This window comes from Jejuia sp. G7-7, assembly GCF_055808955.1.
In genome coordinates, this window is sequence record NZ_JBVVSZ010000002.1 from 1380323 (window position 1) to 1406368 (window position 26046).

The 26046-nt window shown below is 32.8% G+C and carries 20 protein-coding genes, 2 tRNA genes and 4 pseudogenes; 7 read left to right on the plus strand and 19 right to left on the minus strand.

Going from position 1 to position 26046, the window contains the following annotated elements:
- The first annotated feature begins 85 nt into the window (after positions 1-85).
- Positions 86-1720, plus strand: coding sequence for a sulfatase family protein (locus AC0L5U_RS16650; RefSeq protein WP_473417583.1), 1635 nt, complete (start codon positions 86-88; stop codon positions 1718-1720).
- 37 nt (positions 1721-1757) lie between these two features.
- Here AC0L5U_RS16650 and AC0L5U_RS16655 read toward each other — a convergent pair whose 3' ends face one another.
- The 3 genes from AC0L5U_RS16655 to AC0L5U_RS16665 all read right to left on the minus strand — a co-directional run bounded on the left by AC0L5U_RS16655 (position 1758) and on the right by AC0L5U_RS16665 (position 4732).
- Positions 1758-2372, minus strand: coding sequence for a class I SAM-dependent methyltransferase (locus AC0L5U_RS16655; protein ID WP_473417584.1), 615 nt, complete (start codon positions 2370-2372; stop codon positions 1758-1760).
- Positions 2373-2437: 65 nt separating this feature from the next.
- Entirely contained in the window at positions 2438-3937 is a 1500-nt protein-coding gene (locus AC0L5U_RS16660; RefSeq protein WP_473417585.1) for an alpha-L-fucosidase, read from the minus strand.
- Between the two features lie 261 nt (positions 3938-4198).
- Positions 4199-4732 carry an RNA methyltransferase gene (locus AC0L5U_RS16665; RefSeq protein WP_473417587.1) on the minus strand — a complete coding sequence of 178 codons (534 nt, stop codon included), beginning with the start codon at positions 4730-4732 and terminating at the stop codon, positions 4199-4201.
- Positions 4733-4860: 128 nt separating this feature from the next.
- Here AC0L5U_RS16665 and mutS point away from each other — a divergent pair.
- The 3 genes and pseudogenes from mutS (at position 4861) to AC0L5U_RS16680 (ending at position 7749) form a co-directional block, all read left to right on the plus strand.
- Positions 4861-7471 (plus strand): annotated as a pseudogene (mutS, locus tag AC0L5U_RS16670) (DNA mismatch repair protein MutS).
- Between the two features lie 96 nt (positions 7472-7567).
- A tRNA-Gly gene (locus AC0L5U_RS16675) sits at positions 7568-7639 on the plus strand.
- Between the two features lie 26 nt (positions 7640-7665).
- Positions 7666-7749: transfer RNA gene (locus AC0L5U_RS16680), tRNA-Leu, on the plus strand.
- Between the two features lie 133 nt (positions 7750-7882).
- Here the strand turns inward: AC0L5U_RS16680 and AC0L5U_RS16685 are convergent.
- The 3 genes and pseudogenes from AC0L5U_RS16685 to AC0L5U_RS16695 all read right to left on the minus strand — a co-directional run.
- Entirely contained in the window at positions 7883-8209 is a 327-nt protein-coding gene (locus AC0L5U_RS16685) for a hypothetical protein (protein ID WP_473417588.1), read from the minus strand.
- 95 nt (positions 8210-8304) lie between these two features.
- A complete protein-coding gene (locus AC0L5U_RS16690; RefSeq protein ID WP_473418348.1) occupies positions 8305-8649 on the minus strand; it encodes a 3-deoxy-D-manno-octulosonic acid transferase in 345 nt (114 codons plus the stop codon).
- A 333-nt stretch (positions 8650-8982) separates the two neighbouring features.
- Positions 8983-9368 (minus strand): annotated as a pseudogene (locus AC0L5U_RS16695) (3-deoxy-D-manno-octulosonic acid transferase); the annotation flags it as partial.
- A 324-nt stretch (positions 9369-9692) separates the two neighbouring features.
- On the opposite strand from AC0L5U_RS16695, the gene AC0L5U_RS16700 reads away from it, so the two are divergent.
- Together AC0L5U_RS16700 and galE are read left to right on the plus strand one after the other, a co-directional pair.
- A complete protein-coding gene (locus AC0L5U_RS16700) occupies positions 9693-10847 on the plus strand; it encodes a DegT/DnrJ/EryC1/StrS family aminotransferase (RefSeq protein ID WP_473417589.1) in 1155 nt (384 codons plus the stop codon).
- Positions 10840-11858, plus strand: a pseudogene (galE, locus tag AC0L5U_RS16705) (UDP-glucose 4-epimerase GalE). Before AC0L5U_RS16700 ends, galE begins: the two are co-directional and overlap by 8 nt.
- Before the next feature lie 79 nt (positions 11859-11937).
- Here the strand turns inward: galE and lspA are convergent.
- The 8 genes and pseudogenes from lspA to AC0L5U_RS16745 form a co-directional block, all read right to left on the minus strand.
- Positions 11938-12435 (minus strand): signal peptidase II, encoded by a 498-nt coding sequence (lspA, locus tag AC0L5U_RS16710; RefSeq protein WP_473417590.1) that lies wholly within the window; start codon positions 12433-12435, stop codon positions 11938-11940.
- Complete coding sequence (gene fabD, locus AC0L5U_RS16715) at positions 12435-13328, minus strand: ACP S-malonyltransferase (RefSeq protein WP_473417591.1); 894 nt, start codon at positions 13326-13328, stop codon at positions 12435-12437. The genes lspA and fabD overlap by 1 nt, the downstream gene beginning before the upstream one ends.
- Before the next feature lie 76 nt (positions 13329-13404).
- Positions 13405-14616 carry a serine hydrolase domain-containing protein gene (locus AC0L5U_RS16720; protein ID WP_473417592.1) on the minus strand — a complete coding sequence of 404 codons (1212 nt, stop codon included), beginning with the start codon at positions 14614-14616 and terminating at the stop codon, positions 13405-13407.
- Between the two features lie 137 nt (positions 14617-14753).
- Complete coding sequence (locus tag AC0L5U_RS16725; protein WP_473417593.1) at positions 14754-15746, minus strand: helix-turn-helix domain-containing protein; 993 nt, start codon at positions 15744-15746, stop codon at positions 14754-14756.
- Between the two features lie 182 nt (positions 15747-15928).
- Complete coding sequence (locus tag AC0L5U_RS16730) at positions 15929-17482, minus strand: NAD(P)/FAD-dependent oxidoreductase (RefSeq protein WP_473417594.1); 1554 nt, start codon at positions 17480-17482, stop codon at positions 15929-15931.
- 208 nt (positions 17483-17690) lie between these two features.
- Positions 17691-18161 carry a hypothetical protein gene (locus tag AC0L5U_RS16735; protein ID WP_473417595.1) on the minus strand — a complete coding sequence of 157 codons (471 nt, stop codon included), beginning with the start codon at positions 18159-18161 and terminating at the stop codon, positions 17691-17693.
- 1 nt (position 18162) lies between these two features.
- Positions 18163-19143 carry a sialate O-acetylesterase gene (locus AC0L5U_RS16740; protein WP_473417596.1) on the minus strand — a complete coding sequence of 327 codons (981 nt, stop codon included), beginning with the start codon at positions 19141-19143 and terminating at the stop codon, positions 18163-18165.
- Positions 19144-19188: 45 nt separating this feature from the next.
- Positions 19189-20114 (minus strand): annotated as a pseudogene (locus AC0L5U_RS16745) (dihydrofolate reductase).
- 316 nt (positions 20115-20430) lie between these two features.
- Between AC0L5U_RS16745 and AC0L5U_RS16750 the strand changes: the two are divergent.
- The gene (locus AC0L5U_RS16750; RefSeq protein ID WP_473417597.1) at positions 20431-20727 is read left to right on the plus strand and encodes an isoamylase early set domain-containing protein; all 297 of its coding nucleotides are present in this window, start codon (positions 20431-20433) and stop codon (positions 20725-20727) included.
- 208 nt (positions 20728-20935) lie between these two features.
- Here AC0L5U_RS16750 and AC0L5U_RS16755 read toward each other — a convergent pair whose 3' ends face one another.
- The 5 genes from AC0L5U_RS16755 to AC0L5U_RS16775 all read right to left on the minus strand — a co-directional run bounded on the left by AC0L5U_RS16755 (position 20936) and on the right by AC0L5U_RS16775 (position 26035).
- The gene (locus AC0L5U_RS16755; protein ID WP_473417598.1) at positions 20936-21763 is read right to left on the minus strand and encodes a hypothetical protein; all 828 of its coding nucleotides are present in this window, start codon (positions 21761-21763) and stop codon (positions 20936-20938) included.
- Between the two features lie 9 nt (positions 21764-21772).
- Complete coding sequence (locus tag AC0L5U_RS16760) at positions 21773-22597, minus strand: thymidylate synthase (protein ID WP_473417599.1); 825 nt, start codon at positions 22595-22597, stop codon at positions 21773-21775.
- A gap of 192 nt (positions 22598-22789) precedes the next feature.
- Positions 22790-24322: a NupC/NupG family nucleoside CNT transporter gene (locus AC0L5U_RS16765; protein WP_473417600.1), complete on the minus strand. Its 1533-nt coding sequence runs from the start codon at positions 24320-24322 to the stop codon at positions 22790-22792.
- A 14-nt stretch (positions 24323-24336) separates the two neighbouring features.
- The gene (locus AC0L5U_RS16770) at positions 24337-24957 is read right to left on the minus strand and encodes a bifunctional nuclease family protein (protein ID WP_473417601.1); all 621 of its coding nucleotides are present in this window, start codon (positions 24955-24957) and stop codon (positions 24337-24339) included.
- Positions 24958-25075: 118 nt separating this feature from the next.
- The gene (locus tag AC0L5U_RS16775) at positions 25076-26035 is read right to left on the minus strand and encodes an electron transfer flavoprotein subunit alpha/FixB family protein (RefSeq protein ID WP_473417602.1); all 960 of its coding nucleotides are present in this window, start codon (positions 26033-26035) and stop codon (positions 25076-25078) included.
- Positions 26036-26046 lie beyond the last annotated feature (11 nt).

The window sequence follows — 26046 nt, forward strand, 5'->3', positions numbered from 1 at the left end:
ACAGATATGTTCTGTTAATTAGACCATTGTTTTCATACTTAAAAGTCATATTTTAATACTTTTGATTTTAAACAACTACACTAAAATGAAAATTAAATTTACCTCGCTTTTACTTGTTGCATTTGTGTTTTCTTGCAAAGGAAAAGCAGAAAAACCATCTGAATCAAAACAGCCTAATATTATTTACATCATGTCAGATGATCATACCACTCAAGGTATTGGTGCTTATGGTAGTAGATTAGCAAGTTTAAATCCAACGCCAACAATAGATCGTATTGCGAAAGAAGGTGTTTTAATGGAAAATGTATTTTGTACTAATTCTATCTGTACGCCTTCAAGAGCAAGCATTTTAACAGGCCAGTATGGGCAAGTAAATGGGGTAGTAGATTTAAGTGGAAGATTAGCAAAAGATGACCAACACTTGCCAAGAGAAATGGGTAAGTTGGGGTATCAAACTGCTATGATTGGTAAATGGCATTTAAAGCATGCGCCTGAAGCTTTTGATTTCTACAATGTATTGCCTGGTCAAGGAGATTATTTTAACCCTACATTATACGCCAGGGATGCAGGAACACCAACAGAATTTCGTTTTGAAGAAGATTTGATTAGAACTGTAAATGCTACCAAATACAAAGGGCACTCTACAGATGTAATTATGGATATTGCTTTAGATTGGTTGAAAAATAAAAGAGATAAATCAAAGCCATTTTTCTTGATGAATCATTTTAAAGCGCCACACGATTTTTTCGAATATGCACCTAGATATGAAGATTATTTAGCAGGTGTTGATATCCCCGAACCTGCTAGTTTATGGGATAATAAAAACAATGGTTCTGTAGGAACTCGTGGAATTAATAATACTTTAATAGATACTATTGGGTCGTCTATTGGGCATAGAAATATTATCCGAAACATGGGTATGCATATGGATATTGATCCTGAAATTCCAGACCCAGAATACAAAAGATTAGCTTATCAAGAATATTTAAAGCGTTATTTAAGATGTGTAAAAGGTGTGGATGATAACATAAAGCGTTTGTTTGATTATTTAGAAGCTGAAGATTTAATGGATAATACTATAATTGTGTATACTGGTGACCAAGGTTTTATGTTAGGAGAGCACGATTATATTGATAAACGTTGGATGTACGAAGAGTCAATGCGTATGCCGTTTTTAGTGCGTTATCCTGATAAAATTAAGGCTGGAAGTAAGGTTGATGCCATTGTTAATAACACCGATTTTGCACCAACTTTAATAACTATGGGTGGAGGAGAAACACCAGATTATATGCAGGGAGATAGTTTTAAAGATATTATTGAAACAGGTGTAGAGCCCGAAGGGTGGAAACAAGAAACCTACTACCGTTACTGGATGCACATGGCACATAAACACAATAACCCAGGGCATTTTGGTATAAGAACTAAAGATTATAAGTTGATATTTTTTTACGGAAGAGATTATAATACGGAAAGAAATACCGAAGCGCAAGAATGGGCTCATAATCCTGAGTCGATGTCTGACTTTAATACACCTCCAGCATGGGAGTTTTATGATTTAAAAAATGATCCTAAAGAAATGGATAACCGCTATGATGATGAAAAATATGCAGAAATTATCAAAGATTTAAAAGTTAGACTTAAGAATCTTAGAACTGAAGTTAAGGAAGATGATTCTAAATATCCTCAGATTGTTGAAGTTATTGAGGAACATTGGGATTAAGAAATTCTTGTTATAATTTTATTGAATTTATAAAAAATTAAAGGTAGAATAATTTGGTTGCTATTCTGCCTTTATTGCTTTCTAAAGTATGCTCATTCAAAAGTTCAGTTTTTCTAATTTGAAGATTAAATGGGTATTTCAATATATCAACACCACTATTTTGTTTTAATCTAATGCCTTGTCCTGAAATAATATCCTTGTTAGGTATGAAATCACTTGAAGGAATATGTTCCGTCAGAATTATATATTTATAATTTGATAATTTGTCAACTAAATGGTTTATTTCTTTATTAGATAAATGCTGTAATACTTGGCGTAGAATGATGCAGTCTGCATGAGGAAGCTGATCTTCAATAATATCTAGGCAATGAAATTCTAGATTATTTCTTTTGAATAGTTTTTTGTTTCTTTCAATAAGCGTTTCAACAATATCTATTGCGAAGTAGTTTTTAGTATGAGTCGTTAGGTGTTTTCCAATATTAAAATCGCCACAGCCTAAATCGCAAACTTCCAATGAATTATTGTGGGATTTAAAAAAGGTTATTACTGATTCTAAATAAGGTTTTACGATTTTTGGGTCATGTGAACCATATCCAGAATAAAAATCAAATTCGTTTCCACCCCAAAGATGCTTGTCGTAAATTTGATGCATCACATCTTTTGTCGGCCAAGGTATCTTTACTTTTTTACCACCTAATTTAGTTTACTATACCCAATTTAATCTTCAAACTCAACTTTAAAAACTGTAGCAATTTCATTCATTTGATTAGCACTTGGTGTTTGGAATATTAGATTTTCAGCATCGATAGACCATTCTAAAATAGCGTCACTTCCAATTACTGAAACTTTTTTTATAGATTTTGAATTGTTAGTGTCTACAACGTGTTTAATGGCTAATTTTGTATTGGCAGCAGGACGCCCTAAGGTGTAGATGTACAATGTGTTTTTATCTTTAGATGTAGTAAATCTATAGTCTTGATTGTTGTATTTTATCGTTGCTGATTGTCCACCAAAGTGCCCTTTTTCAAACGCAGCAACACCATAGCCATAAATAGAGTGTGTTCTGGTGTTGTAAACGGCTTCTTTATGTTTTTCTATCCAAGATCCAATTTCAGATAAAACATGTCTTTGTTCGTCTATAATAACACCATCAGCACGCGGCGAAATATTTAAAAGTACAATGCCTTTTTTACTCCAAACGTCAATCATATTTCTTATTACCAAAGCTGGATCTTTATAGGTTTGCCCTTCAACATAACACCAACTGTTGTGACTTATGGTTATGTCAGTAAGCCAATAATCATCTGATATTTCTGTTTTGCCACCCTGTTCAATATCCAAAACACCAACATTAGCTGGTAAATCTTTTTGCTTATAGGCCACAATTGGCTCTTGATTATTGTTAGTAGCTTTATTGAAATGATTGGCAACCATTTTTTTTAAATAATTCTCAGGAACTTGGTCTAACCATGAGTCAAACCAAATGATATCAGGAGCATAATTATCAACAACTTCATTTACTTGGTCTAACCAGTATTGGTTAAATTCTTCTGCTTCTAAGTTACCATAAAACAATCTTAATTTAGGGTCTGTTGTAGAGGTTATGTAATCGGGGTGGTAAGGAAAATGACTGTGTCTACTGGCGTTTGGTCCGTTTCCAGCCCAATTTGTAGAATCTTTAGCATAACGTTGTCCAACTTTAGCATGATGAAATGTAGCAATGGTTTTAAGGTTAAGCGCTTTTAGCTCTTTAAATAAATCTCCTAAAATATTTTTTTTAGGTCCCATATCATTTGCATTCCATGGGTTTACTTTGCTATCCCACATGGCGAAACCATCGTGATGTTGTGCTACAGGGCCAGCAAATTTTGCGCCAGCTTTATTAAATAAATTTGCCCATTCTTTGGCATCAAATTGTTCTGCTTTAAACATTGGGATAAAATCATGATAGTTAAATGTTGAAACATCTCCATAGGTTTTTTTGTGATGCTCATAAACTTGCCCGCCCCATTTGTCGCCTCTATCAGGAAAATACATCCATCTAGGGTACCATTCATTACCAAAAGCAGGAACACTATAAACTCCCCAATGAAAGTAAATTCCAAACTTAGAATCTTTAAACCATTCTGGCTCCTTATTATTTGTAGCTAAAGATTCCCATGTTTCGTTATATTTTGAAGCTTCAACTTCGCTATTTTTTTTTGGTCGGTTTTGCAATTAGTTATTAATAAAAAGAATATGGCTAGAAAAAGAAGTTTGATTTTCATTATTTAAAGACTTAATGAGGTTATTTATATTTAGCTACTAAGATAATTTTATTTTCTCAACTTACTAAATACGCCCAAAATCACAACTTGCAGAAATATTTATAGAATGTCAGATGCTACTTGAGTCATTTCAATGATCACGCTTTATTGAGTCTATGTCTTTTAGTTTTTGTTAGCATTAAGAATAGAATTGATCTTATTTTTGCTTAATTTATTTTAAAATTAGCTTACAAAATACATCCCAAACTACAACGCCACAACTTACGGAAATATTTAAAGAATGTTTGGTGCCAAATTGAGGGATTTCAATAACCATGTCGCTAACTGAAACCACATCCTGAGCAACACCTTTTACTTCATTGCCAAAAACTAAAGCGTATTTAGTGTCTGATTCAATCTTAAAATCGTTGAGCATTATAGCATTTTCAGCTTGCTCTATAGTGCATACTTTAATATTACTAGATTTTAGTTTTTTTACTAAATTTATTGTGTTTTCAGCATATTCCCAATCAACTGTATCTGTACTTCCTAAGGCCGTTTTATGAATATCTTTATGAGGAGGTTTTGCTGTAATGCCACAGAGATAAATTTTTTCAATTAAAAACGCATCACTTGTTCTGAATACCGAGCCAATGTTGTTTAAACTTCTAATATTATCGAGAATTATAATGATAGGTGTTTTTTTGGCTTCTTTAAATCCGTCAAGGCTTAATCTGTCTAATTCGCTATTTTTAAGTTTGCGCATGGTTTTATTGTTGAAATCTCGTTCTAATTGTAGATAACTTCTAAAAAATCAAGGTCGTAACACATGAAATTAATAGTACATTGCATGCTACAATTTTGTCAAAAGTAATATTAAAAATTAAATTTCCATTGGCTAAAAAAGCAAAAAAAATAACGCCGTTAATGAAACAGTATAATGCTATTAAGGCTAAATATCCTGATGCATTATTGTTATTTCGCGTAGGCGATTTCTATGAAACTTTCGGAAGTGATGCTGTTAAGGCTGCTGGAATTTTAGGTATTATTTTAACAAAACGTGGTGCAGGTAGTGAAAGTGAAACCGAGTTAGCTGGATTTCCACACCATTCATTAAATACCTATTTACCGAAGTTGGTAAAAGCGGGTGAACGTGTCGCTATTTGCGACCAATTAGAAGATCCTAAACAAACTAAAACTATTGTTAAGCGTGGTGTAACCGAATTGGTAACACCTGGCGTGGCTTTAAATGATGAGGTTTTAGTTTCAAAATCAAATAACTTTTTGTGTTCGGTGTATTTTGAAAAAAATATATTGGAATTTCTTTTTAGATATTTCTACAGGAGAGTTTTTAACTTCTCAAGGTAATGCGGAGTACATTGATAAGTTGCTTCAAAACTTTAGCCCTAGTGAAGTACTGGTTTCTAAGCAAGAGAGAACACTTTTTAATGATACTTTTGGTGATGAGTTTCATACCTTTTATTTAGAAGATTGGGTATATCAAACCGATTATGCTTATGAAACTTTAACCAAACACTTCGATACAAAAACTTTAAAGGGTTTTGGTATTGAAGATTTTTATGAAGGTATTATTGCTTCAGGTTCCATTCTGCATTATTTAGGTGAAACACAGCATCATAAATTACAGCATATTACTTCTATTTCTAGAATTTCTGAAGATGATTATGTATGGATGGATAAGTTTACCATCAGAAATTTAGAGCTTTACAATTCTACAAATAATAATGCTGTAACACTTTTAAATGTGATTGATAAAACCATTTCGCCTATGGGTGGAAGGTTGTTGAAGCGTTGGTTGGCATTGCCTTTAAAAAATGTTGAAAAAATAAAACAGCGCCATGAAGTAGTTAGTTTTTTAACTAAAGACAATACCGTACTTCAGAAAATTCAAAACCACATTAAACATATAGGCGATTTAGAACGTTTAATTTCTAAAACAGCCACAGGAAAAGTTAATCCACGAGAAGTTATTCAGCTTAAAAACTCTTTAGAAGCAATTGTTCCTATAAAATCTTTAGCATCTGGTTGTGATAACGAATCGCTAAAAATTATTGGCGATACACTACAAAGTTGTGATGTGCTTCGTGAAAAAATAAAGGAAACTTTAAATGAAGAAGCACCCGTAAACGTTTTAAAAGGCAATAGTATTGCTGCTGGATTTTCTTCAGAATTAGATGAGTTAAGAGGTTTGTCAAAATCTGGAAAAGATTATTTGAATGACATGCTAGAGCGAGAAAGTGAACGCACAGGTATTACATCACTTAAAATAGCATCAAATAATGTTTTTGGGTATTATATAGAAGTTAGAAACACGCATAAAGATAAAGTACCTGAAGAGTGGATACGCAAACAGACTTTAGTTAATGCAGAACGCTACATCACCGAAGAACTTAAAGAATACGAGGCCAAAATTTTAGGTGCTGAAGAGCGTATTCTAGCCATAGAGCAACAATTATTTGCTGAGTTGGTAAGCTGGTTGAATCAATATATAAAGCCTGTGCAACAAAATGCATATTTAGTTGGGCAATTAGATTGTTTATGTGGATTTGCGCAATTAGCAAAAGATAATAAATACATTTACCCAACACTTGATGATTCCTTCGATTTAGAAATTAAAGATGGTCGTCATCCTGTTATTGAAAAGCAATTGCCTATTGGCGAAGTGTATATTGCTAATGATGTGTTTTTAGATAGAACTAGCCAGCAAATCATTATGATTACTGGACCAAACATGTCTGGTAAATCGGCTATATTACGCCAAACAGCCTTAATTGTTTTGTTGGCTCAAATAGGAAGTTTTGTTCCAGCCAAAGAGGCTAGAATAGGATTGGTTGATAAAATTTTTACTAGAGTAGGCGCAAGCGATAATATCTCGATGGGAGAATCAACTTTTATGGTTGAAATGAATGAAACCGCTTCTATTTTGAATAATATTTCTGATAGAAGTTTGGTGTTACTCGATGAAATTGGGAGAGGTACAAGTACCTATGATGGAATTTCAATTGCTTGGGCTATTAGTGAGTATTTACATGAGCATCCTGCAAAACCAAAAACATTGTTTGCAACGCATTACCATGAACTAAATGAAATGAGTGAAACTTTTGGGCGTATAAAAAACTTTAATGTTTCTGTAAAAGAGTTGAAAGACAATGTCTTGTTTTTAAGAAAACTCGTAGAAGGTGGAAGTGCTCACAGTTTTGGTATTCATGTTGCTAAAATGGCTGGTATGCCACAGCAAGTGTTGCATCGTGCAAATAAAATTTTGAAGAAATTAGAGCAATCTCATTCTAGTGAAGAGCTTACGGATAAGGTAAAAACTCTGCATGATGATTTGCAACTGAGTTTTTTCAATCTAGATGACCCGCTTTTAGAAAATATCAAAGATGAAATATTACACATTGATATCGATACTCTTACACCAGTTGAAGCACTCATGAAACTCAATGAAATTAAGCGTATGTTGGTTAAGAAAAAACAAGCTTAAAATTATTTTTATTTATTTTAATAAAAGGCTTTGCAATTCCTAGAAATATTTTAAATTTGCATCCGCAATCGAAAGGTTGTACGTTCATTAAAAACTGCGAAAGTAGCTCAGGGGTAGAGCATCACCTTGCCAAGGTGGGGGTCGCGGGTTCAAATCCCGTCTTTCGCTCTGAAACTTTCTTAAAATATACCAATGCTGAAGTGGTGGAATTGGTAGACACGTTGGACTTAAAATCCAATGGACATTAGTCCGTACGGGTTCAAGTCCCGTCTTCAGTACTAAAGCCTTATCAAATTTTTTGATGAGGCTTTTTTTATACTAGAAATTTAGGTTTAATACAAAAAAACCACCTTTTTAAAGGTGGTTTTTATAATTGTAAAAAGTCTAATCTAAATTAGTGAGCTGCTTTTTTTAACTTATCAGCTTCTTTTTTACTGCATTTGCAGCATCATCAGCAGCTTTTCCAGTAGCGTCTACTGCTTTGTCAACAGTTTCTCCAGCTTTTTTAGCTGCATTGTCAATAGCATCTCCTGCTTTTTCAGCTGCGTTTTCAACAGCATCACCCGTAGCTTCAACAGCATCTTCTACTGCATCACCAGCAGATTTGGCAGCGTCTTCAGTTGCTTCAATTGCGTTATCTAAAACGTCTCCAGCAGATTCTGCTTTTTTGTCTTTACAAGATGTAAATGATAAACCTAAAGCTAATAATAAAGCTGATCCTAAAATTAATTTTTTCATTTTTGTTGTTTTTAGTGTTAATTATTTAGTGGTGCAAAAGTAATCTGTTATATTTAGTTGCACATATACTATTTTGTTTTTTATTAAAAAACACTCTATATACGTAAATAGTCTAGTATTTGGACTACGGCACCGCTATTTTTATTTATAAACTCTTTATTTTGAGACCCATATTGTGAACAAAGGTCACTATGCTCAATTAATTGATATAGCACATTATTAAATTGATTAAAATTTTCAACTGAAAACATACCGCCATTATCAATAAATGCTTGAGCTTCAGGGAATTTTTTATGATTACTCCCAATAATAATTGGAACTCCAAAAACAGCAGGTTCAAGTGTGTTATGCAAACCAGTTGTGCCTATAGCTCCACCAACGTAAGCGATATCCGCATAGCTATACACTTTTGTAAGAAGCCCAATAGTATCTACAATCAAGACATTATAATTCTCTAATTTTTCCCCTTCTTTTTCAGAATATAAAATAGTTTTAGCATCCAGTTTAGATGCTAAGTTTTTAATCTGATTAGGTTTTATATTATGAGGCGCAATAATAAATTTTACATCTGATGGTTGATGAGTATTGATGAATTCGATAAATAAGGCTTCATCTTCTGGCCAAGAGCTACCTGCAACAATGCATAGATTGTCGCCTTTAAAAGTTTCAACAAACTCTAAAGTATTATCAATTTTTAACTGATTACTAACCCTATCAAATCTTGTATCCCCAGAAACGGTTGTATTGTCATAATTGATAGAAGCTAAAAGCTGTTTAGATGTTTCGTTTTGCGTAAAAATATGTTCAAAAGAAAATAAAGCATCTTTAAATAGCTTCCCATAGGATTTAAAATAAATTTGGTTATTCCTGAAAGCAGCAGAAATTAAAATAGCTCTTAAATGGCGTTTTTAATTTCATTTAAATAATTAGGCCAAATATCATACTTTACAAAGATTGTTAACTCAGGATTCACAATATCCAAAAATCGTTTTGCATTTTTTTTGGTATCTATGGGAAGATATACTACCATATCTGCGATTGGTGTATTTTTTCGAATCTCATAACCCGACGGCGAAAAGAAACTTAAAACAATTTTATGGCTTTCGTAATGCGCTCTTAATTTTTCAAAAACTGGTAAACCTTGTTCATATTCACCCAAAGAAGCACAATGAAACCATAAAGTGTAGTTGTTTTTTTAATTCTATCTTCTAAAACCTGAAACGTTTTTGAGCGTCCACTAACCCCAAGTTTTATTTTTTTATTAAATGGTGCAATGCATCTTAAAACAAAACCAGTAAATTGAATACCTAAATTATAAATGAAGCCCAAGTTTGTGTTGTTTCACGCTAAAATACATTTCTTTATAGGAAATCTATGGATTCGGCAATGAATTTTGTAATTTTGTAGACTGAAAACTCATTGGAAGTACGAATTAAAATGAGGTCAAATTAGTCTATAATTTACTGAATTTCAAATTTTAAAAATGAAGAAAATTCAAATGGTTGACCTCAAAGGTCAGTATAACGACATTAAAGATGTTGTTAACGCTTCTATTCAAAACACAATTGATAATACAGCTTTTATAAATGGGCCAAAGGTTCATGAATTTCAGAAGAATTTAGAGTCTTATTTAGGTGTAAAACATGTTATTCCTTGTGCAAATGGTACAGATGCGTTGCAAATAGCAATGATGGGCTTAGGTTTAAAGCCTGGAGATGAAGTTATTACTGCAGATTTTACTTTTGCAGCAACAGTTGAGGTTATTGCGCTTCTTAATTTAACACCAGTTTTAGTTGATGTTAATGAAGATGATTTCAATATCAATATTGAAGCTATTAAAAAAGCGATTACCCCTAAAACTAAGGCGATTGTACCTGTGCATTTGTTTGGACAATGTGCAAATATGGAAGCGATATTAGAAATAGCTAAAGCACATAACCTATATGTAATTGAAGATAATGCGCAAGCGATTGGTGCAAATTACACATATAAAAATGGCTCTAAAGCAAAAGCTGGAACTATAGGGGATGTAGGGGCTACATCATTTTTTCCTTCTAAAAATTTAGGCGGTTATGGAGACGGAGGCGCTATCTTTACAAATGATGATGATTTGGCGCATACTATTAGAGGTATTGTAAATCATGGAATGTATGAGCGTTATCACCATGATGTTGTTGGAGTAAATTCTCGTTTAGATACTTTACAAGCTGCGGTTTTAGATGCTAAATTACCTAAGCTTGATGCCTATAACAAGGCGAGACAAAACGCTGCAAAAAAGTATACTAACGCTTTTAAGCACATTGATAGTATTACTACTCCAAAATTATCTAATGGATGTGGAGAATTATGTGACGCTTGTGATTGTCATGTATTTCATCAATATACCTTAAGATTGAAAGGTGTTGATAGAGATGCTTTAGTAAAGCATTTAAACGAAAAGAGTATTCCTTGTGGGGTGTATTACCCAATTCCGCTGCACAGTCAAAAAGCATATGCAGATGAACGCTATAATGAAGCAGATTTTCCAGTAACTAATCAATTGGTAAAAGATGTGATTTCATTACCAATGCATACGGAATTAGACGACGAACAAATTGAATTTATTACATCAACAATTATAAAATTTATAAATGAATAAAATATTAGTTACAGGTGGTTTAGGCTTTATTGGCTCCCACACAGTTGTAGAGTTACAGAATGAAGGTTATGAGGTTGTTATTATTGATGATTTATCAAATTCTTCTGAAAAAGTTTTAGATGGTATTACAGCAATAACAGGAAAAACACCAATTTTTGAAAAATTAGATTTAAAAGATAAAGCTGGTGTTGAATCTTTTTCTCAAAACATAATGATGTAAAAGGTGTAATTCATTTTGCTGCAAGTAAAGCTGTTGGAGAAAGTGTAAAAGAACCTTTGTTGTATTATGAAAACAATATTGCAACACTTGTTTACATTTTAAAGGAATTAAAAAAATTACCATCAGCAGCATTTATATTTAGCTCTTCTTGTACGGTTTATGGTCAAGCTGATGAATTACCTATTACCGAAAATGCACCTGTAAAACAAGCTGAGTCTCCATATGGAAATACTAAACAAATAGGTGAAGAAATTATTAAAGATACTTGTAAAGTTGTGCCAACATTAAAGGCCATTGCTCTGCGTTATTTTAACCCAATTGGTGCGCACGAATCTGTTGAAATAGGAGAGTTGCCAATTGGAGTACCTCAAAATTTAGTACCATTCATTACGCAAACAGCTATTGGTTTAAGAGAGCAGTTGTCTGTTTTTGGAGATGATTATCCAACGTCAGATGGCACTTGTGTAAGAGATTATATTCATGTAGTAGATTTAGCGAAGGCACATGTTATCGCTTTGGGGCGATTATTAAATAATAAAAATAAAGCAAATTACGAGACATTCAATCTTGGTACAGGAAAAGGAAGTTCTGTATTAGAAGTTGTTAAATCTTTTGAAAAAGTTTCTGGAAAAAAATTAAACTACAAAATTGTAGATAGAAGAGAAGGTGATATTATTTCGGCGTATGCTGATACTAACAAAGCTAATGATGAGTTAGGCTGGAAAACAGAATTATCTCTTGACGATGCGATGCTTTCTGCATGGAAATGGGAACAGAAAGTTAGGAGCTAAAATCTCAGAAGGTTAAATACAAAAAAGGGTACTGAATTTTCAGTACCCTTTTTGTTTTGTATTGTTTTATAAATAAGTATTAAGCCTGTTCCTTTTTCTTGTTTTTAAGCATCATTACTACCAAAATAATCATTCCTGTAGTTACTGATAAATCTGCTAGATTAAAAACACCAGTTCTTATCGTATCGTTTAATCTTAAATATAAAAAGTCAGTAACTTCTCCGTAAGCGAACCTATCGTAAACATTTGCAATACCTCCACCAATAATACTCGCAAAAGCAAATAAAGACCATTTATCTAAGCTCTTATCTTTTATAACGTGTCTTAAAACAAAAGCTAAAACAACTACAGGTAAAATGAGTAATAAAATAAGTTTTAGAGTATCATTTAACTCACTACCCATACCTAAAAAAGCACCTTCGTTTTTTACATGAAGTAAACTAAAAAACTCTCCTATAATTGGAGATGAAGATCTTTCTTCTACATATTTTTCAACTAAGAATTTCGAGATTTGATCAAAAGCAATCGTAACAATAATAGTTACAAATATAAATAGGGTTCTACCAGTTAATTTCATTAAGCATTAGCTTCAAAAGTTGCAGATTCAGTTTGTGCTTCTCTGTTGATTTTTTTAACCAAACCTTGTAAAACTTTACCTGGACCAACTTCTGTAAATAATGTGGCACCATCAGTAATCATTTGTTGTACAGATTGCGTCCATCGTACAGGAGCTGTTAATTGAGAAATTAGGTTTGCTTTAATTGCTGCTTCGTCAGTAACAGCATTTGCTGTTACATTTTGATAAATTGGACAATTTGGTTTAGAAAAAGTTGTATTTTCTATGGCAGCAGCCAATTCTTCACGTGCAGGTTCCATTAAAGGCGAATGAAAAGCACCGCCAACTGGTAAAACCAATGCGCGACGTGCGCCTTCTTCCAACAAAGCTTCACAAGCCTTGTTAATCGCTTCAACTTCTCCAGAAATTACCAATTGTCCAGGGCAGTTGTAATTTGCAGCAACAACTACACCTTCTGTCATGGCACATATTTTTTCAACTACATCATCATCTAGTGCTAAAACAGCTGCCATTGTACTTGGTTGTAACTCACATGCTTTTTGCATTGCTGTAGCACGTTGCGATACTAATTTTAAACCATCTTCAAAATTTAAAGTACCATTTGCAACCAATGCTGAAAATTCTCCTAGTGAATGTCCAGCAACCATATCTGGTTTAAAACTATCACCTAAAGTTTTTGCTAGAATTACTGAATGTAAAAATATAGCGGGTTGAGTGACTTTAGTTTCTTTCAAGTCTTCAGCAGACCCTTCAAACATAGTGTCTGTGATGTTGAAACCTAAAATATCGTTAGCTTGCTCGAATAAATCTTGAGCAAGAGGAGAGTTTTCATATAAGTCTAAGCCCATTCCTGAGAATTGAGCGCCTTGACCTGGAAAAACGTATGCTTTCATATAGTTAGTTTTTAGTGTGGCAAAAATAGGAATAATATCTTTAAATTAGGATTTTGAATTTTGCTGTAAAACAATGCTATCCATTTAATGATTTAACAATAGTTCTATAAAACGACAAGGTAGCCTGCCATTGTGAAGGTAAATAAGAATTGTCGTTAAATTTATCATTTGCAGATAGTTTTACTATAACTGTTTTTGTTGTTGGGTTAACGTATATGGTTTGATTATAGACGCCTTGTGCCATAAATTCTCCTTGGTCTCCCTCGGGTAACCACCATTGGTAGCCATATCCTAACTCATGAGCTGATTCTTTTCGTTTTCCAGGTAATAAATGTGTTTCATAAGCTGTTGTAGATTTTTCTATCCATTTTTTTGAGATTATTTGCTTTCCCCTCCAAAGTCCATTATTTGCATACAATGACCCTAATTTTGCATAATCTCTCAAGGTTGCATTTAAACCACACAAGGCTACTTCTGTTTTATGATTATCTAATCCCCAAAACGCATCATGTTCCATGCCTAAAGGCTCCCATAATTTTTCTTGCATATAATCTGTTAGGGTTTTTCCAGTAGCTTTTTTGATAACCATAGACAACACATGTGTATCAATACTAACATATTTATTGTAAGTCCCAGGTTCTCGTTCTCTTGCCATTTTTGCGGCAAATTTATCTTGCGATTTTCCTAAAGCAAAAGCGCGCCCCCAACGATTAATATCACTACTAAATTTACTGTAATCTTCATCGAATTTAACACCACTAGACATTTGTAGTACATCTTTAATTAACACGCCTTCGTATCCAGAACCTTTTAATTCTGGGACATACTCGTCTACTGTTTGCTGAATACTTTTTATATAACCTTCTTCTATTGCAATTCCAAATAGTGCTGAAACAAATGATTTTGCCACAGACCATGATATGTTTTGTGTAGATTCTGTATTTCCTAAATAATAGTTTTCGAATACAATACTGTCATTTTGAATTACTAAAAATCCGGTTGTTTTTGAGCCTTCCAAAAAGAACTTTGTGCTTACTTGTTCTTCATTATGATTGAATTTTTTTGGAAGCTTTAACTCGTTTCCTTTTTTATATTTAAATGTATTTTTAGCTTTATTAAGCTTACTTGCAGGGAATGTTTTGTGAATGGATCTAAAGTTTTCAACTATTTTATCTTCATCAAAAAGATTAAGTACAAAATGAACTCTTTTAATGGTGCTACAGTTTATTAAAAGAAGGGCAGTAACAATAACTAGTAAGAATTTTAATTTAATTGCTTTTGTTTTCATCAGTATAGATTTTGTTTTGAGCAAATCTATATTGAAGTAAGGGATTAAAAGTCCTAGTAGATGCAATGTGAGGTTTTAAGACTAGAAATAATAGGTGCGAATAGATGCTTTTTTTAGATAACCGTATTCGGTACCAACTATTTGGCTTCTTTTTTATAAGCAGATGGCGTTTTCCCTGTTAATTTTTTAAACACCGAATTAAAAGTAGATTTTGAATTAAATCCAGAATCTAAAGCAATCCCAAAAATACTATAGTGATCAAATTTAGGATCCTTCAATTTAATTTTCACATCTTTAACTCTATAACTATTGATAAATTCGAAAAAGTTTTTCCCTTCTTTATTATTAATTATTTTTGAAATATACCCATTGCTTAATTCTAACTTTTTAGAAAGCATATCCATATTTAAATCTGGAATTTTAAATAATTCTTCTTCCTTCATCAAATTTAATAATGTAGTGTAATGCTCGTCTGTTTTTTGAGAGAGATGCGGTGTTTTTAATTCATTATTATCCTGTTTAATATCTGTAATAGGAACAAATAATGACTGACGGATATATATGGAATACGCAAGCCAATATGTTATTAATGACATAGCAATCCAGCAAGGATACATAAGTGAGGTGTTTACGTCTTTTTCATAAATTTTTAATATGAAAAAAACGGCCCAAAATAACCAAATTACAGAAACAGCGTATAAAGTATTGCGTAACCATTTTAAGGATTTATCCTCTATGAAAGAGTAATTGTTATAAACTCTTGTCTCGTAAATATTCAAATTTTTAATAGAAGAAATAAGAACTCCAACAAACAAAACAACGGCTATCACTTCTAAAGACTGCGTTATTAGTTTATATGTTTCAAGGTGTTTTTGTAATAGCTCAAGGTTAAATAGATAAAAAATAAGAACAATAAGCTTAAATATTATTTGAAAAATAAAAGGAATCGCTAATGCATAAGTAACTCTAGTCCATTTATAGGTATCGTTTAATAGGTGTTTAATAAATAAAAACAATGCTAAAGGCAATAAAAGTGTCCAACTTAATGGGTAATACTCAATATAGTTTAAGTTTAAATCAATAAGTCCGTTCGATAGATTTTGGAGAGAAATCACTAAAACTATAAGCATAAAAAACAGATTGGAAGTTCTCCCGTAATACTTTTTGAAAATAAATAATATACAAATTAAGAATCCTTGCAAACTCCCAAGAAGCATTATTAAATTAAAAATATTTAAGTTGTTTATCTGCAAAGGGACTATTAGGAGTTTAAAAATTAGTTGGTTTTTAGCTGTCAAGCTACAAAAATAATTTAGCTTTTAGCTGCCGCCTCAGCACAACGTTCCCCATCCATAGCCGCCGAAACAATTCCTCCAGCATAACCACCACCTTCGCCACAAGGGAATAAACCTTCAATTTCTGGATGTTCAAGGTTTTCTTTTCTAGGGATATTTACAGGTGATGACGTTCTAGATTCCACCCCGACAATATTAGCTTCTTCAGTATAATAGCCTTTCATTTTTTGTCCGAAGGCCTCAAAACCTTTTCTTAAACGTCCGCCAATAAGTTTAGGTAAAAGTGAATGCAAGGGGGATGATTTTAACCCTGGTTGGTAGGATGTGGAATTTAAAGTGTCTGATAATCTACCTTCCACAAAATCGGTCAACCGTTGTGCAGGAGCGGTCTGACTGCGTCCACCAGCTGTAAATGCCAATTTTTCTAAATTCTTTTGATATTCCAAGCCTTTTAAAACTCCAAACTGCTCGAATTTACGCAAATCTTTTTCTGCATTAATTTCGACTACAATACCAGAATTTGCATATAAATTATTCCGTTTTGAGGGTGACATCCCATTTACCACAACTTCGCCGTTGGCAGTAGCCGCAGGTACAATAAAACCGCCAGGGCACATACAAAATGAATAGACACCACGCTCATTAACTTGTTGTACCAAACCATAAGAAGCAGCAGGCAATAATGGATGACGCTCGCCACTACAATGGTACTGAATAGAGTCAATAATATGTTGTGGATGCTCCACACGAACGCCCATAGCAAACGATTTTGCTTTAAGCGCAATCTTCTTTTTGTGTAATAAATAAAATATATCTCTTGCGGAATGGCCTGTTGCCAAAATAACGCGACTAGCTTCTAGTGCTTCGCCGTTTTGTAATGTAATGGCTTGTATTTTATTGTTTTTAATCACAAAATCGGTAACACGAGTTTCAAAATGAATGTCGCCACCATATTTTAAAATGGTTTCCCTGATATTTTGAACTACTTTTGGGAGTTTATTGGTGCCAATATGTGGGTGTGCATCTACAAGAATTTGATCAGTTGCACCATGAAATACGAGGTTTTCAAAAATTCTGCGAACATCACCACGTTTTAAACTTCGGGTGTAGAGTTTACCATCGCTGTAGGTACCAGCACCACCTTCGCCAAAACAATAATTAGAATCTTCGTTTACAAAATGATCTTGATTGATGGCTTTTAAATCTCTGCGACGCTCTTTTACATTTTTACCACGTTCTAAAACAATAGGTTTAAATCCCAATTCTATACAGCGTAAAGCGGCGTACATACCAGCAGGACCGAAACCAATAATATGTATGGGTTTTGCTTTTGAAACATCTTTATAATCAAATACATATTCAGAGTTTTTCGGTAATGCTTCACGAATATATACAGCAACTTTATAATTTAGAATTATTTTTGGTTTTCTGGCATCAATAGACTTTCGTAATACTTTTATACCTGTAATATCTTCTTTATCAATATCCAGCTTAATAGCGGATTTTAGAATTAGAATATTACTAATTTCTTCTTCCTTTAGCGTAATACGAAGCTGTATTTCTTTAACCATGTGGCGAAATTAATGAAAATTGTGGTAGTGGGTGGAAGAGTTTTTTGGAGAGTTTCGTTTAATAATTCTCTGATAAAAAATCGTTTTAATGTTTTTTATCATTCGTTAAACGAAGTTCGATAATTTTTCTGACAAAGTCAAGTTTTTGCTAAACAAAGAAACCACACTATTTTCATAATATGGTTTTGTATTCTGGATATGTTATACATCAGTTTTTAACCCGAGTAGCATTCTCCCAATTATCAGTTCTAAAGGATGAAGCTGGTAATAAACTTGCACTAAATAATGTGCCTTTTATCCAGTTTTTCCAAGCATAGCGTACAGCAACAGGGTCATGAACTTTGTCGCTTTTTACAAACACATTTTTCCTGTCTATAATTTTAGCTTCCGCAGGGTAGAAGACTTTATCCTTTCCAGCTATTTCAAAACCTTCTAAGGCATCATAAGCAAATAAACCGTTTTCTGCATTTTTAAATTTTAAAATCAATCCGTTATCTTTTAATTCCTGTGCATTAAAAATTGGAGTTGCATATGCTATACTTTTGTAACTGTAAGTTTGATTGAGGGCGTTGAATAATAACCTATTGGCAACTTCTTTTTTTGAGGCGGATGGATGCAATGATCGTCCCCAATATCCATGGTAATAGCAATACCAGAATTTGGGATTAGATCTAAACACTTCAACTGGGATTCACGAATAAATGCCGAATTTTTTCGGTTTGAAATTTATCATTTCCTGCATAAATAAAAGGTGCAATTTGCACGTAATAAAATGGGAACTCGCCTATGTTCCATCGTGTTCTCCAGTCTTTCACCATAGCAGGAAATAGTTTTTCGTAGTTTTTTGGGTTGTCTTTGTTGGACTCACCTTGATACCACAATGCGCCTTTAATTTTATAATTTACTAAAGGGTTAATCATGGCATTAAATAAAACAGTTGGGATATGCTGTGTCCTTTTTGAAATGTTAACATCTGCGAGATTAATGTTTTGATGGTTACTGAGTATATCGTTACTTATCCAAGCTTCAACTTTACTGCCTCCCCAAGAGGTGTGAATCATACCCACAGGAACATCTAAAACTTCTTGTAGTTTCTGTCCAAAAAAATAGGCAACAGCACTAAAATTTGCAACGCTTTCTGGAGTAGATTGTTGCCATGGGGTGTGTTTTTTCAAATCTTTTAAGGGTGTTTTAGAGCCTGCTTTGTGTGCCGTAAATAAACGCAAATTAGGGTTGTTTGCATTTAATATGGCTAAAGGCCCACCAAAAGTTGGCTGACCTCTATATCCTTTTACTGGCTGTTCCATATTAGATTGCCCTGAACACAACCATACTTCACCAAATAAAACGTTATTAAGAGTGATATTGGAATCTGTACTAACTATTTTAATGGTTTGGGGCGCTTTGCTGTTTGTGGTTTTAATATCAATGTTCCAGTTACCTTGTTGGTCAGCTTTCAGGCTTAACGATTCATTCAGCCAAGACGCATTTAGGGTAATTTTTTCATCTGCATCTGCCCAACCCCAAAGTGTAATTGTCGTGTTACGTTGCAACACCATATTTGAAGATACAATTGCAGGAAGCTTAACTTCGGCATAACCCGATTGTATCAAGATGAAATTAAATAGTATTAAAAAACTAATTCTAAATATCTTTTTCATTTCATCTTGGATATTAAAAGGTTAAATTGTTATTCTCAATACTTATTATTTTCGTTCATAAGTAATAAAAGAAAACTCATGATCGTGCCCTGCATCTTTTTTATGAAATACATTACTGGTTTCCTTCCAAATAGAAGTATCTATCTTAGGAAAAAAAGCATCGGCTTCAAAATCTTCATGCACACGAGTTAATTCTATTTTATCAGCAATTCCTAAGGCCTGACTGTAAATTTGACCGCCACCAATAATAAACGGCTGCTTGTCGTTTTTAGATGCATCAATAGCATCTTCTAACGAATGCACTATAATAACCCCAGCAGGAGCTTTGTAATTTTTTTGACGTGTAATAACAACGTGGGTTCGATTAGGTAATGGTTTAGGGAAACTTTCAAAAGTTTTTCGTCCCATAATAATATGGTGTCCGCTAGTCAATGCCTTAAAACGTTTTAAGTCATCACCCAAGTGCCAAATTAATTTATTGCCTCTTCCAATGGCATCATTTTCGGCAGCAGCTACAATAATTGTAAGCTCTGAAGTTTTAGGGTTAGAGGCTTCAATTTTACTATTAGACTCATTAAAAAGTTCGCTTTTAGCTTTTATAACTTCCTCTTTTTTAAATCCTTCTTTTAGTTTATCGATACGTGCTTGTTGTTGTGAAACCAATTTTTCTAGTTGCTCCTTTTCCCAAGCTTTTCCCATAAATCTATGTGTAACAAATACATTAAACAAATGGTATAAAAATATAAAAAGCCAGATAAAAATGGCAAAAACAAACCAATCTATCCCAGTAATTTTAAAATCCTTACCAATTCCAAGTACAGTATTGGCAGCAATAAGCAATATGCAACCTATTAAAAACAATACAAAATGAACGTATAAACGCTTTTTTGTTTAATACGTTTTTGAGCATTTTCAATAAGCTCTAATTGGGTTTTATCTATCTGAAGTGTGGGTTTCTTTTTTCCGAACATACTAATATTATAACAAGTGTAAAGTTAATCCTTTTTAATAAAATTAAGTACAATATTAAAATACTTAAGTTTAAGCCTTTGGCGAAAACGTTTGCGTTTCAAAACAAGCTGATAATCAGTTAAAAACGTAATTTCTATCTTGATAATAATACAAATATTCTGCCAATTTTTTGCCTACTTTATTTTTTTGTGGAAGGCAAATTGTCAAATTAATAATTTTTCAAAAGTAAAGAGGCTTAAATAGTTACGGGTTATAATTTGTTTTTAAATTTGTACCGTTAATAAACCTTAAAGTAAAAAATTAAATTATATAATTATGGCTATTAAAAAACAATTTTTAAAAAGTAAACCAGTTTGTAAAGTAACATTTTCTCTACCTGCTGAAGACGCTAAAAAAGTATCTGTTGTTGGATCTTTCAATAAATGGAATGCTAAAAAAGCACCACTTAAAAAATTAAAAAACGGAATTTTTAAAGGAACTGTAGATTTAGAATCTGGATCTTCTTATGAGTTTAAGTATATTGTTGACGGTGTTTACATTAACGACGATGCTGCCGATGCTTATGCTTGGAACGATTTTGCAGGTGCAGAAAACGGTGTTATAAACCTATAATTCTAAGGAATAAAATTAAAAGCACCTCGTTTGGGGTGCTTTTTTTATGCCTTTAAATTTGATATTTTTTGGTGTTACCCTGAGGACAGAACTTTCATTACTCAAACTATCCTCCGTCGAGGGTTTTAAACTTGTCGTTCAATTCCTAACGAGGGCGAATTTTAAAAAAAGCATTTACATTATGTGATATATTTATCTACTTAGGTTTTTATTCAATTTTGAATATAACTGGAAGTGAAAAAGGGACTATTACAGGTTTGTTTTTATGTAAACCTGGTTTACTAAAAGGTGGAATTAATTTTATAATTCTTATGACTTCTTTCTTTACTTTATGTTGAGACATATTAGTATTTATATTCTTAATCTCTCCTTTTTTATTAACTTTAAATTGAAGGTAAATGCGAACTAAACCTTTTGGTATATTTGAATTGTAGATAACGTTTAAATTAAAATTTTCTGAAAATAACTTTGATATTTTACTGCTTATACATTGTTTTAGTTCTTCATTAGAGAGTTGTTCTTCACATCCATCATAAATTGGTACTCTTTCTATGGTATTGTAAGGTACTTCTGTTGGTTCATAATCGTAGATAGGGGTTAATTGTTCAGTTTTTCTATTTAACTTAAATCCGAAAATATTGTTTGTTTGAAATTCAATAGGTTTATTATAAATATCTAGTTGAGGTTTTAAAGGTGAAAGGCTTCTAATGATATAACTTAAATCGATAGTATTGGTGTTGGTCGGAGAAATTAGGGATTTGCTTTTAACAAGTTTTCCTTTTTTATTTAAATACAGAATTGTTGAAATAGATATTGTATCGGTTTTTGATGAAAAAATTAGTTCTTTGATGTCATCTTTTCTAATTGTTTTAACTATAAAATCTTGAAAGCTTTTCTCAAAGCATTTTTCTAAATTTTCGCTATTATCACAACCATCAAATACTACAAAATCTCTATTATATTTTATCGAATTATTTAATTGTGCAGAAATAGTATGCGATGAAACAATAAATAAAAACAATATAATTATTCTCATCTTAATATTTTAAACAGCAACAGTTCCCTTAATATGAGGATGCGGATTATAATCAACCAAAGTAAAATCCTCAAAATCAAAATCAAAAATATCTTTAATTTTGGGGTTTAGAATCATTTTTGGCAACGGACGAATATCTCTTGATAATTGCAATTCTAATTGCTCATAATGATTACTGTAAATATGAGCATCACCAAATGTGTGTATAAACTCTCCGGCTTGGTAACCACAAACTTGCGCCATCATCATAGTAAATAAAGCATAGGATGCAATATTAAAAGGGACACCTAAAAAGATATCTGCACTACGTTGGTAAAGCTGACAAGATAATTGACCATTAGCTACATAAAACTGAAAAAATGCATGACAAGGCGGAAGTGCCGCTTTACCGTTAGCAACATTTTCACTAAAACTCTTTGATGTATCTGGTAGAACAGAGGGGTTCCAAGCAGAAACTAACATTCTACGGCTATTCGGGTTGTTTTTTAAGGCGTGTATAACCTCTTTTATTTGGTCAATTTCATCATCATTCCAGTTGCGCCATTGATGACCATAAACAGGACCTAAATCGCCATTTTCGTCAGCCCATTCATTCCAAATACGCACACCGTTTTCGGTTAAATATTTAGTATTTGTATCGCCTTTTAAAAACCACAATAATTCATAAACAATAGATTTTAAGTGTAATTTTTTAGTAGTAACCATCGGAAACCCTTCGCTCAAGTCAAATCGCATTTGGTGTCCAAAAACACTTTTTGTGCCTGTACCTGTACGATCTCCTTTTTCATTTCCGTTTTCTAAAACGTGTTTTACTAGGTCGTGATATTGTTTCATAAGCAATATTTCTGCGAAAGCAAAAATTTAAAAATTAAATAGTTATTGGGTGACAATGATGTTCGTTTCATTGCGGAAACGAATTTAAAGAAAAAGGAGTTAATTAGTAGTTTTTAACCTTTATAAATATTAAAAAGTTATTAACGAGGATACTAATTATAAAACTAACAATCGGTATGTGTCGACTTCGCTCTAGCCGATAATCATTCCAGCAATAGTAGCAGAAATTAGTGAAGCAATCGTTCCGCCAATCAAAGCTTTAATTCCAAATTTAGACAATGTTTTACGTTGCCCGGGAGCCAAAGAACCAATACCTCCAATTTGAATACCAATTGAAGCAAAATTTGCAAAACCACATAGCATATAGGTTGCCATAACAACTGATTTTTGATAGTTTAAATGGAGTGGATTTGATATGTTTTTAAGTTCTACAAGTTGAATATAACCAACAAATTCACTAGCTGCTAATTTAATGCCAATGAGTTGCCCCATCATCATTGTATCTTCTTTTGCAACACCTATTAACCACATTAGGGGGGCGAAAATAGTTCCTAATACTGCTTCCAAAGATAGATTGTCATACGGGCTTTTACTGGCAACCCATTCGTTAATGCCTCCAATAGATCCTAATTTAAGCAATCCATAGTTTATCATTGCTATAAAAGCAATAAATACTAAAAGCATTGCTGCAACATTAACTGCTAATTTTAAGCCTTCGGTTGTACCATTTGCTATAGCATCAAGAATATTAGAACCTATTTTTTCATTATTAACCCTAACATCTGTATTAATAGGTTCTGATTGAGGATATAGTATTTTAGAAATTACAATAGCTCCTGGGGCAGCCATAACTGATGCGGCTAAAAGATGACTTGCAAAAAACTCTCTTAAAACAATATCCTCTCCTCCTAAAAATTTAATATATACAGCTAAAACTCCACCAGCAACGGTTGCCATACCACCAACCATTACCAAAAGTATTTCAGACTTGTTCATTTTTTCTAAATAAGCTTTAATCATTAAAGGCGCTTCTGTTTGGCCTAAAAAAATATTTCCTGCTACACTTAAGCCTTCTGCTCCTGAAATACCAAGAATTTTTGTGAGTAGCCAAGCCAAACTTTTAACAATTTTTTGAATAATGCCTAAATAAAACAACACCGATGTTAATGCTGAAAAGAAAATAATAGTAGGCAATATTGAAACTGCAAAATTAATCATTGGGCTTTCTATTGTACCAGATATGAAAGAGCTAAATAAGAATTCTGTTCCGGCTTCCGTGAAAGTCAAAATTTTATTAAAACCTTTTCCTAAATATTTAAAAATGGCTTTAACAAAAGGGATTTTTAAGATTAAAATTGCTAGTACCAACTGGGATGTGATACCAATACATACTGTTTTCCAGTTAATAGCTTTTTTGTTACTACTAAAAAGAAATGCAATAAATAACAATGAAAACATCCCTAAAACGCCACGCCAAAGACTATTAAGAGAAAAACCTTGATTGGGAATTATTGTTTTTTTTGCAGTATTAATTAAAATGTTCTCAAATTTCTTTTCAATAATATGTAAGCTATCATTTGTAAGAACTTTTTGTGCTTCTTCTGAATTAATTCCATTTAGAATTTTTTGTTCAAGATCTGTCGGAATGCCTTGACTATTTTGAGAAAATGAAGATAAACTAATTATAAATAATATGAAAAAGATAAACCAAATTAACTGTTTCATATTTTGAAGAGGATTTATCGTTTAGATATTTCGTCGCGTATATGTGCTGCTTTTTCGTAGTCTTCGTTGGTTACAGCTTCTTCTAATAACTTATGTAAATCTTCAAGAGATTTAGATGAAAAATCTTCGCTAGATACTGCAGGTTCCAATTCGCCTGCAAGAATATCATCTACTAAAATACTGTCTTGAGCTGCTTCATCTTCTTCATCTTTTTTAGAATCTACTTTTAGGTAAATTCCAGCTTTATCTAAAATGTTTTTATAGGTAAATATAGGTGCGTCAAAACGTAGTGCTAATGCGATTGCATCACTTGTTCTGGCATCAATTATTTCTTCAATTTTATCTCGTTCGCAAATTAAACTTGAATAGAATACCCCATCAACTAATTTATGAATGATGACTTGTTTTACTACAACATCAAATCGGTCAGCAAAATTTTTAAATAAATCGTGGGTTAAAGGCCTTGGAGGACGAATTTCTTTCTCTAAAGCAATGGCAATAGATTGCGCTTCAAAAGCTCCAATAACAATAGGGAGTTTGCGGTCGCCATCAACCTCGTTTAAAATTAAAGCGTAAGCGCCGTTTTGGGTTTGGCTATACGATATACCTTTTATGTTTAATCTGACTAAACTCATAAATCTATTAAAACGCAAAGAACTGTTTAAATTTGGAATTTACCAACTGCGAAAGGCAGATTTACAAATAATTCGCCAAATTGAAACAGTTCTTCGGAGTTACAAGTTATAAATTTTTTTACTGTTGCGCTTTAAAAGCTTTTAGTTTTTCAATAAGTTGTGGTACAACTTCAAAAGCATCGCCAACTACACCATAATCTGCTGCTTTGAAGAAAGGTGCTTCAGCATCAGTATTGATAACTACTTTTACTTTTGAAGCATTAATTCCTGCTAAATGCTGAATTGCCCCAGAAATCCCAATAGCTATATATAAATTAGATGCTACAGGTTTTCCTGTTTGCCCTACGTGTTCTCCATGAGGGCGCCATCCTAAATCAGATACTGGTTTTGAACAAGCAGTTGCAGCGCCTAAAACATCAGCTAATTCTTCTATCATACCCCAGTTTTCAGGGCCTTTTAAACCACGGCCGGCAGATACTACTATTTCGGCATCAGCAATAGATACTTTATCTGTTGCTTTGTCTACAGATTTAACTGTAACTCCTAATTCTGGAATTGATGGCGAATAATCTTCTTCGGAAGCGTTACCACTATTCTCAACTAAACCAAAAGAGTTGTTTGAAACTCCTATGATTTTTACATCAGAATTGATTTCTGTAATTTCAAATGCTTTATTTGTAAACGCAGTTCTTTTTACCGTAAACGGACTAGTGTTTGAAGGTGCTTCTACAACATTTGAAGCAAAACCAGCATTTAAACCAACAGCTAAAAGAGGTGCTAAATATTTACTATCTGCACTAGAGCTAACTATAACTACTTGCGCATTTTCTGCTTCTGTTGCTTGTTTTATAACTGATGCGTAAGCATTAGCATTAAAGTTGTCTAATTGTCCATTTGATATTTTTAAAACTTTATCAACACCATAATTCCCCAATTCAGAGACATCATCTGCATTAATTGAAACCGCAGTTACTGTAGTTCCTAACTGGTCTGCTACAGCTTTTGCATAAGAAGCCACTTCAAAAGCAGTTTTCTTAAATTTATTTTGTTCTGATTCTGTATAAACTAAAACTGACATAATACTTATTC

What these genes read in the sequence shown, in the direction of transcription:
- AC0L5U_RS16685 (WP_473417588.1), bottom strand. Translation starts at nt 8,209, where the DNA reads ATGAAAAAATTAATTTTAGGATCAGCTTTATTATTAGCTTTAGGTTTA.
- AC0L5U_RS16750 (WP_473417597.1), top strand. Translation starts at nt 20,431, where the DNA reads ATGGCTATTAAAAAACAATTTTTAAAAAGTAAACCAGTTTGTAAAGTA.
- AC0L5U_RS16740 (WP_473417596.1), bottom strand. Translation starts at nt 19,143, where the DNA reads ATGAAAAAGATATTTAGAATTAGTTTTTTAATACTATTTAATTTCATC.
- AC0L5U_RS16775 (WP_473417602.1), bottom strand. Translation starts at nt 26,035, where the DNA reads ATGTCAGTTTTAGTTTATACAGAATCAGAACAAAATAAATTTAAGAAA.
- AC0L5U_RS16770 (WP_473417601.1), bottom strand. Translation starts at nt 24,957, where the DNA reads ATGAGTTTAGTCAGATTAAACATAAAAGGTATATCGTATAGCCAAACC.
- AC0L5U_RS16730 (WP_473417594.1), bottom strand. Translation starts at nt 17,482, where the DNA reads ATGGTTAAAGAAATACAGCTTCGTATTACGCTAAAGGAAGAAGAAATT.
- AC0L5U_RS16760 (WP_473417599.1), bottom strand. Translation starts at nt 22,597, where the DNA reads ATGAAACAATATCACGACCTAGTAAAACACGTTTTAGAAAACGGAAAT.
- AC0L5U_RS16720 (WP_473417592.1), bottom strand. Translation starts at nt 14,616, where the DNA reads ATGAAAACAAAAGCAATTAAATTAAAATTCTTACTAGTTATTGTTACT.
- AC0L5U_RS16655 (WP_473417584.1), bottom strand. Translation starts at nt 2,372, where the DNA reads ATGCATCAAATTTACGACAAGCATCTTTGGGGTGGAAACGAATTTGAT.
- AC0L5U_RS16665 (WP_473417587.1), bottom strand. Translation starts at nt 4,732, where the DNA reads ATGCGCAAACTTAAAAATAGCGAATTAGACAGATTAAGCCTTGACGGA.
- AC0L5U_RS16725 (WP_473417593.1), bottom strand. Translation starts at nt 15,746, where the DNA reads ATGCTTATAGTTTTAGTGATTTCTCTCCAAAATCTATCGAACGGACTT.
- lspA (WP_473417590.1), bottom strand. Translation starts at nt 12,435, where the DNA reads ATGAAATTAACTGGTAGAACCCTATTTATATTTGTAACTATTATTGTT.
- AC0L5U_RS16700 (WP_473417589.1), top strand. Translation starts at nt 9,693, where the DNA reads ATGAAGAAAATTCAAATGGTTGACCTCAAAGGTCAGTATAACGACATT.
- AC0L5U_RS16650 (WP_473417583.1), top strand. Translation starts at nt 86, where the DNA reads ATGAAAATTAAATTTACCTCGCTTTTACTTGTTGCATTTGTGTTTTCT.
- AC0L5U_RS16765 (WP_473417600.1), bottom strand. Translation starts at nt 24,322, where the DNA reads ATGAAACAGTTAATTTGGTTTATCTTTTTCATATTATTTATAATTAGT.
- AC0L5U_RS16755 (WP_473417598.1), bottom strand. Translation starts at nt 21,763, where the DNA reads ATGAGAATAATTATATTGTTTTTATTTATTGTTTCATCGCATACTATT.
- fabD (WP_473417591.1), bottom strand. Translation starts at nt 13,328, where the DNA reads ATGAAAGCATACGTTTTTCCAGGTCAAGGCGCTCAATTCTCAGGAATG.